General features: G+C 64.1%; 9 protein-coding genes. 6 read left to right on the top strand and 3 right to left on the bottom strand.

What is annotated here, in order from left to right:
* Positions 1–22: 22 nt before the first annotated feature.
* From AC56LY_RS12505 to AC56LY_RS12495, 3 genes are all read right to left on the bottom strand, one after another.
* Positions 23–3,034, bottom strand: a complete 3,012-nt coding sequence (locus tag AC56LY_RS12505) for a M12 family metallo-peptidase (RefSeq protein ID WP_499579880.1) — start codon at positions 3,032–3,034, stop codon at positions 23–25.
* Positions 3,035–3,387: 353 nt separating this feature from the next.
* Positions 3,388–4,794 carry a M16 family metallopeptidase gene (locus AC56LY_RS12500; RefSeq protein WP_499579877.1) on the bottom strand — a complete coding sequence of 469 codons (1,407 nt, stop codon included), beginning with the start codon at positions 4,792–4,794 and terminating at the stop codon, positions 3,388–3,390.
* Positions 4,795–4,804: 10 nt separating this feature from the next.
* Positions 4,805–6,220 carry a M16 family metallopeptidase gene (locus AC56LY_RS12495; RefSeq protein ID WP_499579874.1) on the bottom strand — a complete coding sequence of 472 codons (1,416 nt, stop codon included), beginning with the start codon at positions 6,218–6,220 and terminating at the stop codon, positions 4,805–4,807.
* 306 nt (positions 6,221–6,526) lie between these two features.
* Between AC56LY_RS12495 and AC56LY_RS12490 the strand changes: the two genes are divergently transcribed.
* From AC56LY_RS12490 to AC56LY_RS12465, 6 genes are all read left to right on the top strand, one after another.
* Positions 6,527–7,303, top strand: a complete 777-nt coding sequence (locus AC56LY_RS12490) for a GIN domain-containing protein (protein WP_499579871.1) — start codon at positions 6,527–6,529, stop codon at positions 7,301–7,303.
* A gap of 74 nt (positions 7,304–7,377) precedes the next feature.
* Positions 7,378–8,001 carry a tetratricopeptide repeat protein gene (locus tag AC56LY_RS12485; RefSeq protein WP_499579867.1) on the top strand — a complete coding sequence of 208 codons (624 nt, stop codon included), beginning with the start codon at positions 7,378–7,380 and terminating at the stop codon, positions 7,999–8,001.
* Between the two features lie 99 nt (positions 8,002–8,100).
* Positions 8,101–9,507, top strand: a complete 1,407-nt coding sequence (locus AC56LY_RS12480; protein ID WP_499579863.1) for a S41 family peptidase — start codon at positions 8,101–8,103, stop codon at positions 9,505–9,507.
* A 121-nt stretch (positions 9,508–9,628) separates the two neighbouring features.
* Positions 9,629–10,132: an Rv1443c family protein gene (locus AC56LY_RS12475; protein ID WP_499579860.1), complete on the top strand. Its 504-nt coding sequence runs from the start codon at positions 9,629–9,631 to the stop codon at positions 10,130–10,132.
* A gap of 94 nt (positions 10,133–10,226) precedes the next feature.
* Positions 10,227–11,195, top strand: a complete 969-nt coding sequence (locus AC56LY_RS12470) for an MYG1 family protein (RefSeq protein ID WP_499579856.1) — start codon at positions 10,227–10,229, stop codon at positions 11,193–11,195.
* Between the two features lie 92 nt (positions 11,196–11,287).
* The gene (locus AC56LY_RS12465; RefSeq protein WP_499579855.1) at positions 11,288–12,274 is read left to right on the top strand and encodes an NAD(P)H-quinone oxidoreductase; all 987 of its coding nucleotides are present in this window, start codon (positions 11,288–11,290) and stop codon (positions 12,272–12,274) included.
* The last annotated feature ends 63 nt before the right edge of the window (positions 12,275–12,337 follow it).

The raw sequence follows: 12,337 nt of genomic DNA, 5'->3' as shown, positions 1-12,337 counted from the left end.
TTGATCCGGCCCGCCGCCTGGATCAGTTGCAGGTTGTGCCGGCTGGCACGCGCTGCGTGACGACGTTCAGGTCGCGGATATTGACGATACCGTCGCTGTTGACGTCGGCGCGCGGATCGAACCCGGCCTGGCCGGTGCGCTTGTTCAGCGATGCACGCACCACTGCCACGTCGGCGCAATCGACCACGCCGTCACCGGTCACGTCACCCACGACCGGCGCGTTCGCCAGCGTGAAGTTGGCATCCGAGACGTCGAAGAACACATTGCCCACCGCCTCGATCTTGATGCGGCCCTGCGTGGTTGGCAGTGCCGGGAACGTGACGTTGGCGCTGCCCGTGTTCGGCACGCTGGCCGCCAGCAGGTGGGGCCAGGTCACGCCGCCGTCGGTCGACAGCGTGATCTTGACGTTCGCGGTGCTCACTGGCGCCGCGTCGGTGTTGGCCACGCTCCAGGTCACGGTCTGCGGGCCGGCGTTGATGGTGGCCGCCGTGTTGGGCGACGTGACCAGGAACGGACCGGCCGCAGGCGCCAGCACCAGCGTCGTGGTAGCGCTGTTGACGCCGCCACGGCCGTCACGCGCCGTCAGCTTGAAGTTCAGCGACGCCGGCGCGGCGTTGGTCCCGAAGCCCACGTAGGCGGCCGTTGGCAGGAACTCAGAGAAACAGTCGATCTCGGTCGCCGTTGGCGTGGCGCTGGCAGTCGGGCAGGCACCGGTGACGGCGTTGGTGTTGTTCGCCAGGATCTGCGCCATGTCGGGGAAGACACGGGTTGGATCGGTGGTCACCTGGTTCTGGCCTGGCGACGAGTACTCGAGCGTCCCGGCGCTGGTCACGATGGCACGCGTGCCAAACTGGCGGAACAGCGGACCGTTGAGCTTGACGTTATTGATCAGCGAGGTACCGGTGCTGCCGCCGCGGTCGTTCTGCTCCCACATATACGTCACGGTGTCGTCGTCGCCGTCGACGGCGCTGCCGGTCAGGGCAAATGGCGTGCGTACCGGGATCGTGAAGCTCGGGGCCACGGTAACGCTTGGCGCCGCATTCGTCGTGCCGGTCACGTTGCCGCCACGGGTGGTCGGGCCGCCGCGTGCGATTTCACCGATGAAGCCGCTGCCACCGCCGGTGCCATTGCTCAGCACCAGTGAAGGCACGTTGGTGCCTGCGAGCGCGCCGCTGAAGGTGACGGTGAAGGCCGTATCGGACAGCGCGCTGACCGTGACCACGCCGCCGCTTGGCCAGCCGGCAATGCCTTCGATGGCCGCCTTGACGCCGGCTGTCGTGTAGTTGACGCCGCGCACGATCGGGGCCGACAGGTTACCGTTATAGCTCAGCTGGAACTGCTGGCCGTCGGTGGTGAAGTTGGTCAGGGCGCCTACCTGCACTTCGTTGAGGCTGGTTTCGGCACCCGAGGTGTAGGCCACGATCTCGTCGAAGCTGCGTTGCGACCAGTACGGATCGCTGTGCGGCTGCAGGTTGTCGGTGCCGCAGATGCCGGCATACGCCATGATCGACGAGCCACTGCCTGGTTCGACCGAGGTGGTGCCGCTGCGGTTGCCGCCACTGCAGCTGCCCACCGTGCCATTGAACGTGTGGTTGCCCGAGAACTGGTGACCGAGTTCGTGCGCGACGTAATCGACTGCGAAGAAGTCGCCGACTGGGGTCGGGATGCCGGTGCAACCCTGGGCCTTGGCGTTGCCGCCCACGACCCCCAGGCTGGCGACGCCGCCGCCATTCAGGCCGAGGGCGATGTGGCCCACGTCGAAGCTGCTGGCGCCCACCAGCAGGCCGGTGACGATGCGGTTGCGGGTCAGGGTGCCGCTCGTGCAACTGGCTGCCTGGGCCGGCGTGAAGCAAGCTGCGCCGCCGCAGGGGCCGTTGGTGGTGGTCATCTGGGCCGACGTGTTCAGGTTGAGCGCATCGGTGCCGTCGATCAGCACCAGGCTGATCGAGGTTTCGTCTTCATAGACCTGGGTTACGCGGTTGATCAGCGTGACCTTGGCGGCGGTGACGTTGGCAGGGCCGAAGTAGGTTGCGTAGCTCGGATCGGTCACCAGTGCCAGGCGGTAGGTGCGCAGCGCGCTGCCGACGACGGCATTGGCCGCCATGCTGGCATCGACCACGCGGTAGGGCGCGCTGGTGCTGTTGCGGCCGTCGGTGGCGGTGATGTCGAATGCGCCCTGACGTGCTGCGGCGGCCGGCAGCGTCACGCTGATCGCGCCGTTCTTGTCGGCAGTGGCTGTGACGCTCTGCAGCGCCACGCCATCGCCATCGGCTGCGATGTTCAGGCTGACGCTGGAGCCAGGGGCAAAGCCCGCGCCGTTGACCACGACGCTGTCGCCTTCCTGGTAGAACGAACGCGACAGGCTCAGTTGCGGCTCGATGGCGCCTTCGACCAGCGGCGCGCGTGGGTTGATCAGGTCGGCGCGTGTGTAGCTGGCGTAGACGCTGGTGTCATTGCGGTAGTACGGATCGACATACCAGCCGCCGTCCGGCGAACGGACCGATGCGTGCAGGCCGAGCTGCGTGATGTCCATGCGCAGCGTGGCGCGCGGATCGTCGACGCCCTTGCCGCGGTAGGTCTTGATGTCGGGGTGCTTGGCAGCCAGGCCCGGCTCCATGATGGGCGACTCTTCGAGCGTGAAGCGCTGATAGCCGCCGTCGGGATGCGGCAGCGAGATGGTCAGGCTGCTGGCCGACAGGTCGCCGCTGCGCGCCATCGGCGCTTCACGGGCAACGCCCCGGATGCCGGCCAGGTCGAGACTGGCGGCGCGTACCCGGCGCAGTTGCAGCGCCGGTGTTTTGGCGCCGCTGGTACGCGCGGTCGGCGATGCAGCCGGCACCGTCACGTCTTGCCAGAATGCGGCTGCGCGCTGGTTCTGCACCTGGACCGGGCCGACTTGCGCCGCCAGCACGGATGGGGTGCCGGCAACCAGGGCCAGCGCGACGCAGAGCGCGAGCGAGCCTTTTTTCAGTGGTGCAGCGTGCGACTGGCGTGGCTTGCCGTGGTACGGCGAGCTCAAAGGCTTCGTTCTCATGCGTAGTCCTTTCGCGACTGGTAGAAGTGTGAGGTTGTGGTAAGCGTTGATGGGTCTTCCGGAGCTTCCTTGTGGTGCCAGCGATGCGTTGCACACCGAACTTCACGATGCAAAGAATGCAATGCGAGCGCATTGATATTATTGCTGCATTGATATTCAAGGCAAGTAAATACTTTCTTGTTGTAATCCTGTTGAAATAATTGGTTTGACGAATAATGACGCTGGTGCATGGCGTTTTATCATGCTAAATATGCACGCTTATTCCTGCTGCATACTTGTTGATAGATAAAGGTTGAGGCAAAAAAATGCCCCGCAAACTCCGCGGGGCATGCACCGGTATTGCGGTGAATAGATTACTTGTCGTTCACCGTAAATTCACCATAAGGCGCCAGTTGCGCATCGAGCTTGGACGGGTCGCCGACGATCACGATCGACTGCTTCTCGGGCGCAAAATATTTCTGCGCCACCGTGCGCACCTGCTGCGGCGTGACCTTGCGCATCAGCGGCACGTAGTCGCCCAGGAACTCGGGCGGCAGGCCCACCAGCCAGTTGGCGGCCAGCGTGTTGGCGACCGAACGCTGCAACTGGTTGCTGAGCAGATAGCCGCCCGCAACGTAGCGCTTGTTCATCTCCATTTCTGCCGCCGGGACCAGTTCGCTGCCCAGGCGCTTGTACTCCTTGAAGTATTCGGCCAGCGCCGCGCCGGTCACTTCATTGCGCACGTCGGCCCCGCCGACCATCATGCCGCCCGCGCGGCTCATGCGCGCGCCGGCCGAGGCGCCATAGGTGTAGCCCTTTTCTTCGCGCAGATTGGTGTTGATCCGGCTCGAGAAGCCGCCGCCGATGATGGTGCTGGTCAGGCGCAGCGGGATCTGGTCGGCAGCGCTGGCCGCGATGCCGGGGCTGCCCAGGCGCAGCGTCGACTGCACGCTGCCGTCGCGCTTGAGCACGATGCGCGCCGGCTTCACGTTGGCGGCGACGGCAGGCGTGTCCGGCAATGCGGCGCCGCTGGCTTTCCAGTCGCCAAACGCGGCTTGCGCCAGCTTCATCGCGTCCGCTTCGCTGATGCGGCCGGTGATGACCAGCAGCGCGCGGTCCGGACGGAAGCGCTTCGCGTGCTCGGTGCGCAGCAGTGCGGCATTCACGGCATTGATCGACTCGGCGGTCGGATCGGTGCGGCTGTAAGGGTGATCGAGGTAGACGGCTTTCTTGATCGCGCGCTCGGCCCGGAAACCCGGCTGGGTTTCGGCCACGCGCAGCGCCTGCAGCGCATTGGCCTTGGCCAGCGCCACTTCGTTCTCGGGGAACGACGGCTGGCGCGCGATCTCGGCCATCAGGTCCAGCATGCCGCCCGCCTGCGAGGCGACGGCGTTGGCTGACAGGATGATGCCGTCGGCGGCCGGGCTGGCAGCCACTTCACCGCCCATGCCTTGCGCCGCTTCGGCGATGGCGCGCGAATCACGTTTGGTCGTGCCTTCGTTGAGCATCCCGGCAAGCATCGCTGCGAAGCCGCCCTGGGCCGGCGCGTCGGCCGCAAAGCCGGCACCACGCAGCGCCAGCACGAAGTCCACGCGCGGCAAGCCCTGGCGCGGCACGACCCACACGTTCAAGCCGTTGGCCAGCGTCTGCTTCGCGATCTTCGGCGCGGGAATCGATTTTTCCTGGCCGTAGGCAGGCATGCCGTTCGGTGCTTTGGTTTGTGCATGCAGCGTCGGCGCGAATGCCAGCGAGACGGCAAGTGCGAGCATCAATTTGTTCATGATGCGCTCCTTATTGGTTCACGCCGGCAGGCGCAGTGGTGGTGGGGGCAGGCGTCGCGGCGGTCTTGGCGGCATCGATCATCGCGGCCGGTTTGCGGTCGATGACGGTGCGGTTGGTCGGCACGAGATAGGTCTTGACGACGCGCTGGATGTCGCTTGAGGTCACGCCATCGATCCAGCCCGGAATCTTGTTGACGACATTCGCGTCGCCCCACAGCACCTGCAGCTTGGCCATCGTGTCGGCACGGTTGACGAAGCTTTCCAGCTTGTTGTTCCAGTCGGCCAGCATGCGCGTCTTGACGCGCTTCAGCGTAGCATCGTCGACACCGTCTTTTGCCACCTTGGCGATCTCTTCGTCCATCGCCTTGAGGATGGCGTCCGCGCTGCTGTCGGGCTTGTACAGCGCATGGACGGTCATCAGCGTAGGGCCGTTGTATTCCCACGGGCTGGTCAGGCCAAACAGAATGTCGACGTTCAGTGCAATCTCGCGGCCCTTGACCAGGCCCTGGTAGAACAGCGATGCATCGCCGCCGCCCAGCAGTTCGGCCAGCACGGCGACCGGCGCCTGGTCGCGGCTGCCGCGTTCCGGCACCTTCCAGGCCGCTGCAATCGCCGGCACCTGCGCCAGTGCGTCGCTTTGCTGCAGACGCTTTTCGGCCGTGTTCAGGGGCTCGCTGAAATCCGTGCCTTTTGGTACCGGCCGCGCAGGAATGGCGCCGAAGTACTTCTGCGCCAGCGCAAAACCCTGCTGCGGCGTGATGTCGCCGGCGATGGCCAGCACTGCATTGTTCGGGCCGTAGTAGTCGCGGTGGAACGCGCGCACGTCGTCCAGGCTGGCGTTTTCCAGGTCTTCGAAGCTGCCGTAGCCATCGTGGTTGTTTTCCCATTTCTGGAAGGCGTGCTGGCTGATGTCGATCCACATGAAGCCGCCATACGGCTGGTTCTTCACGTTGACGCGGATTTCTTCCTTGACGACGTCCTGCTGGTTCTTCAGCGTGGTGGCGCTGAAGTCGAGCGTCTTCATGCGGTCCGCTTCCAGCCACAGGATCGGTTCGAGCGCCGAACTTGGCACGGTCTCGATGTAGTTGGTGAAGTCGGGGCGAGTCGAGCCATTGTTCCAGCCGCCGCCGCCCGTGATCGTCGTATCGAAGACGCCCTTCGGCGCGTTTAGCGTGCCCTGGAACATCAGGTGTTCGAACAGGTGCGCAAAGCCGGTGCGGTTCTTCGGCTCGAGGCGCATGCCGACGTGGTAGACGACCGAGACGCCGACGGTGGGCGAGGTGCGGTCTTCCGACACGATCACGGTCAGGCCGTTGTCGAGTTTTTTCATGGTGACCGGCAAGGTCCACCCGTCGGCCGGTGCGGCAAATGCCGACATCGACAGGGTGAACCCGGCCAGCAGGGCGGGGTAGTGGCGCATGCGCATGGGGACCTCGAAATGGATCGCAATCAAATGGGTGTGACCGGGGCGGGGTGCGCCACCGGCGAAACATCTTAGCGCAATGGCATGCTTAAAAAGAATGTTTTTGTTGTCCCAGCGCAGGGTGACGTGGGGTCATGCGTGCTGCATCGGCTCCCGGTCGTTCTGCCCCAAACCGCCACCGCTGCGCAGTTCGGACGCCGTTTTTTGCAGTTCATCGCACACCGGGCGGGGGTACCTGCGTTTCGGGCTATAGTTTCATCATGACAAGTCCCGGCATTGGCCCGGGCTGCAACAGACTGGAGAACCGCGATGAATCACTTTTTCAAGCTGGGCGCCGTGGCTGCCTTGTTGGGCGCCACGGCGGGCCTCGTGCGCGCCGCACCGGACACGGCCAGTGAAACGCGGCCCGTCGATGCGCAAGTCGTGCGCGTAACGCTCGAAGGGGTCGGGGACCTGGTGATCCGCCAGGGTGCAACGGCCACGCTGGTACTGACGGGCGACGCGCGCCTGCTGGCGCGCACCACGACGACGCAGCGCGGCGACACGCTCAATATCGAGACCGAAGGCCGCCGCGGGGGCTTCAACTTCGGCCGCTCGTCCGGCATCCAGGCCGAACTCGTGTTGCCGAACCTGCGCGCAGTCTCGTCCGAAAGTATCGGCGCCACCACGGTCAGCGGCTTTGCCGGCCAGTCACTGGACATCAATCTCGATGGCGCCGGGTCAATGTCGGTATCATCATCGAATTATCGTTTTATTACCGCCAACCTGGGCGGCGTGGGCAACCTCAAGATCAACGGGATCGACAGCGAGGGCATCGACCTGAACCTGGGCGGCGCGGGGTTCGTGACCCTGACCGGTCGCAGCAAACGCCTGAAGGCCGAGCTGGGCGGGCTGGGTGGGCTTGATGCGCAGGGCTGCAGCGTCGACTCGGTGGCGCTCGATCTGTCGGGGTTGGGCAATGCCACCGTCAATGTGCGCCAGAGCATCAACGTCTCGCTGTCGGGGATGGGGTCGGTGACGGTACTGGGCAAGCCGGTCAATCGCAAGGTGGCGCTCGATGGGCTGGGCAAGGTCAACTGGAAATGACGGGCGCGCCACCACCACGCCGGCCGGGGGTATCCCGGCGCCATCGGCAACGACCTGGATTCTGTGGGCGAACCATGACGACACCATTCTTTGCAATCCTCCTGGCGCTGTGCCTGCAGTTCGGTCTGCAGGGCAGCGCCCAGGCCGGCTTCCCCGAAGGCGCCAGTGCCTACAATGCGCGCAACTATGCGCTCGCGCTCAAGGAAGTCACGCCGCTGGCCAAGGCCGGCAATGCCGAGGCGCAGCATCTGCTGGGTCTCATGTATTACATGGGGCGGGGCGTGCCGCGCGATTACAAGCAGGCGTTTGCCTGGCACCAGAAAGCGGCCCTGCAGGGCAAGGCCGATGCGCAGTACGTGGTCGGCGCGATGTTTTATACGGGCAATTCGGTGCCGCAAGACCAGAAGCACGCAGTGACCTGGTTCCGCAAGGCCGCCGAGCAGGGCCACGCCGAGGCGCAGAATGCCCTCGGGCTGATGTACCGCTACCACGTGGCCGGCGTGCCGCAGGATGTCGTGCTGGCCTACATGCTCTACAACCTGGCTGCGGCCGGCGGCAACCGCAACGCCGTCGACCAGCGCGCCGCCATCGCCAAGCGCATGACGCAGGAGCAGATCGAAGAAGCGCAGGCACTGTCGCGTACCTGGAAGCCGGGCACGCCGCTGCCGACCACATCGAAGACGGGCGGCGACGCTTGATGCATCGGGCGGCGCTGGCTTGCCTGGCTGCCGCACACTGGAAGGCAATCAACTGGACTCGCAATGAACAGATATTTTCGTCATTCCCTAGGTTGTCTGATGTTGCTGCCACTTGGCCTTCCGATGTTTGCTGCCGCCGACAGCACAGCCCTGGAAAACAATGGACGACCAGCGCCGGGCACCGCCCAGAACGAGTCTGTATTTTCTGCGCAGGACCTGCGAGCGGACCTGCGCTTCATGCGAGAGGAAATCGACAGGATCCACCCAGACCCCGGCCTGTTTACGAGCCGGGAAACGCTCCGAAAGGCCTACGAGCAAGTCGATGCGCAGTTACAGAAGCCGATGACCCGCGACCAGGCATGGCGGGTACTTGCCAGTCTTAATCCGCTGTTCGCGGATGCTCACATGCTCGTTGCGCCACCCAAATGGACAGATCTCACCAGGACACACCTCGAAGCAGGCGGTGTGCTGTTTCCTTATGAGGTCCAGGTCAGTGCCGACGGCGACATCATCATCCGCGCCGAGCTCGACGGCAGCACGAGTCCGCTGACCGGCGTGCGCATCGAGCACATCAACGGCGTGCCTGCGGCCCGCGTCGCGCAGGAACTCCTCTCGCTCATGGGAGGCGAAACGCCGGGATTGCGGGCCAATCTTCTGTCACGCCGCATGTGGTTCTATTACTGGCGAGTGTTTGGGGCGCCGCGGCAATTTGACCTGGTCGTGACCAGCCCTGATGGACCGAAACACCTACGCATGGCAGGCACCAGCAAGATTCCCCCTTCGCTGGACATGGAAGGGGATTCCGGTTTCAAAAAAACCTTCCAGTTCGAACTGCTCCCCGGGAACGCGGCGCTGCTGACGATCAACCAGTTTCAATGGCCCGACCAACAGGCCTTCAATGCATTCACCAAGGATGCATTCACCAGAATCCGCGATGCAAAGGTAACGACCCTCATGATCGATGTTCGCGAGAATACGGGCGGCAATGACGACATGTGGAAAGCCGGTGTCGTACCTTACATCGCCGACAAGCCCTTTCGTAATGGCTCGAGCTATGTCAAAAAAGTCATCGAAGGGCGGGCGAGAGGGGCGGAAAAAGTTGGCGATATCGTGCACGGGTTCGGCGATACCTGGGTTGAGCCCGACTTGAGCAGCCCGCTGCACTTTTCCGGGAAAACCTATGTGCTGGTGGGCCGGATTACCTACTCATCTGCAGTGCTGTTCTCGAATGTCGTACAAGACTTCGGTTTTGCCCAGCTGGTAGGAGCCGGCGGGTATGCGCGCGCCCGTCAGACCGGCGGCGTGCGCAACATTACATTGCCGAACACCGGACTGGAATTTACCATCCCGTTTTTCGTGCTCGACCGTCCCTCAGGAATTCGGGAGCCCGCGCTGGTATATCCCGACATCGTATTGCCTGATAGTCCGTTCGACCGCATGGTGACCGTAAAAGCCCTGCTCGAACGGGTGCGGAACGTGAGCGCTTTCGCGTCTGGTCCGCACTGAATTGTGCATGAGGTGTAGGTTGTTCATGGGTAGGTCACAATCAACCCGTTATGCGGGCTGGCGAACTGAGTCGGAGTGCAGGGCAGTCCATGATAAGGAAAATCAATTCATGGAGCACTCAATGGCCAAGGTCACACTGACGATGACGACGCACGTGCCGGTCTCGACCGGCGAAGCCTGGGCCTGGTCGACATCCCTCGAAGGCGTGCGTACCGAAATGCGGCCGCTGCTCAAGGTCGTCTTTCCCCGCGCGATGACGCATATCGGCCCCGATACCGCGCTCAACACAGTGCTGGGTCGCTGCCAGTTTCTGTTGTTCGGTCTGTTTCCGATCGATATGTCCAAACTGCGCTTTACCGAGATGGAGCCAGGGCACCGCTTCGTCGAGGAATCTGACCTGCTGTCGATGCGTTCGTGGCGCCATGAGCGCGTGATCACGCCATCGGCAGATGGCCGGGGCGCCCAGATCACCGACCATCTGGCGTTCACGCCGCGCCTGGCCACGCCCGTCGTGCGCTATCTGGTCAAGCTGTTTTTCGCGCACCGCCACAAGAAGCTGACGCAGGCACTGGGTGCCGGTGCGGCGACCGTTCAACGCCGCGGCGAAGCCGGTCAGGCGCGCTGAGATCGGCTGAAATGTGTCCTCGCATGGTAGGCTTCGGCTTTGACTCATTCGCGCGCCCGATGCATTCGCGGCGTAGCGGCAATTTGGAGCTTGTATGTTGATTGCCACTCACGGCGGCAAATTCCACGCAGACGATGCGTGGGCAGTCGCCGTCCTGAAAGTGCTGTTCCCCGACGCCGACGTCATCCGCACGCGCGAGCAGGCCAAAATCGATGCCGCCGACTTCGCGATCGACGTCGGCGGAGTGTGGGACCCGGCCACGGGCCGGTTCGACCACCACCAGAAGGAATTCAATGCCACCCGGCCGTCCGGCGTACCGTATGCCAGCGCCGGCCTGGTCTGGCGCGATCACGGTGCGCAGTGCGTCGCGGCGCTGGCGCTGCGTCACACGGGCGAGACGCTATCCGACGATACGGCCCAGCAGATCGCGTATGCCATCGACGTCGATATCGTCCAGTACCTGGATCTGTCGGACGTCGGCGTGGCCAAGAACGCGCCGGGCAGCTATGGCTTGTCGGCCGTGGTTTCAGGCTTCAATCCGGGCTGGCTCGACGAGCAGCGCCTGGGCTACGGCGAAGCGGTCGACGAGTACCGCATGGGCCAGTTCATGCGCGCCGTGGAATTTCTGACCGACATCATGGGCAATGCCGTGCGTTACCGCGTGGGTGCCATGCTGGCCGTCACGCAAGTGCGCCAGGCCGAGGTACTCGAGGGCGGCAAGCTGCTGTTCCTGAAGAATGCTGCGCTGCCGTGGAGCAGTATCGTGCGCAAGGAAATGCCGAAGATCCTGTTCGTCATCAGCCACAGCCTGACCGAGAACCGCTATATCCTGCACACGGTGTCGGTCGACACGGAAAGCTTCGATGCGCGCGCCGATCTGCCTGAAACCTGGGCTGGCCTGCGCGAAGCGGACCTGGCTGCCGTGACGGGCGTGCCGGATGCCGTGTTCTGCCACACGGGCCGCTTCATCGCCGCCGCGCGCAGCTACGACGGTATCCGCACCATGGCGCGCCAGGCGCTCGATGCGGTCGAGCAGGGCGTGACGGTCACGACCTATTCATAGGCATCATTCACGGCGCGCACGATCGCCTGGGTGGCCGGCAAGCCGCCGCCGACTCCCGTACAATTGCGGTTTTGCTAATGCGGGAGCTTTCCATGCGCGCCATCGAGATTACCAAGCCGGGGGAACCCGACGTCTTGCAACTGTGTGAACGGCCAATGCCGGTCCTGAAAAGCGGCGAAGTCCTGATCAAGGTTCATGCTGCCGGTATCAACCGCCCGGACGTGTTCCAGCGTCTGGGCAAATACCCGGTCCCACCGGGCGCTTCCGACCTGCCGGGCCTTGAAGTGGCCGGCGAAATCGTCGACGGCGACCTGGGTGACAGCGGTTTTGCCAAGGGCGACCTCGTCTGCGCACTGGTGCAGGGTGGCGGTTACGCCGAATACTGCGCCGCGCCACTCGAGCAATGCCTGCCGGTTCCAGAAGGGCTGACCCCGCTGGAAGCGGCCACTTTGCCGGAAACCTATTTCACGGTCTGGAGCAATGTCTTCGACCGCGCCCGCCTGAGCGAAGGCGAAAGCCTGCTGGTGCAGGGCGGCAGCTCGGGTATCGGCGTGACCGCGACCCAGGTCGCCAGCGCGCTGGGTCACCGCGTGTTCATCACGGCTGGCAGCGAAGACAAATGCCGCGCTGTCGAAGCACTGGGCGCGGAGCGGGGCATCAATTACCGTGATGAAGACTTTGTCGCTGTGGTCAAGGAACTCACGGACGGCCGTGGTGTCGACGTAATTCTGGACATGGTTGCGGGCGACTACGTGGCGCGCGAGATCGAGTGCCTGGCCGACGATGGCCGCCTGGTCGTCATCGCGCTGCTGGGCGGGCCGCAAGCCAACCTGGACATGAATCACGTGCTGCGCCGTCGCCTGACGATCACCGGTTCGACGCTGCGTCCCCGTCCGGTCGCGTTCAAGGCAGCCATTGCGCGCCAGTTGCGTGAGCAGGTCTGGCCACTGTTTGCGCAGAAGAAGATCAAGCCGGTGATTCATCATGTGTTCCCACTGGCGGAAGCTGCGGCGGCGCACACGATGATGGAATCGAGCGCCCACGTGGGCAAGATCGTGCTGCAGGTACTGGCCGACTGACCACAAAAACAACAGGGCGCCGGCGGGTTCCACGGGCCCTGCGCGGCGCATCCACGGGCGGTT

Source organism: Telluria sp. ZT3P25, from assembly GCF_059685895.1.
The sequence above is the reverse complement of the archived record's forward strand: the minus strand, read 5'-3'. Positions and strand labels throughout refer to the sequence as shown.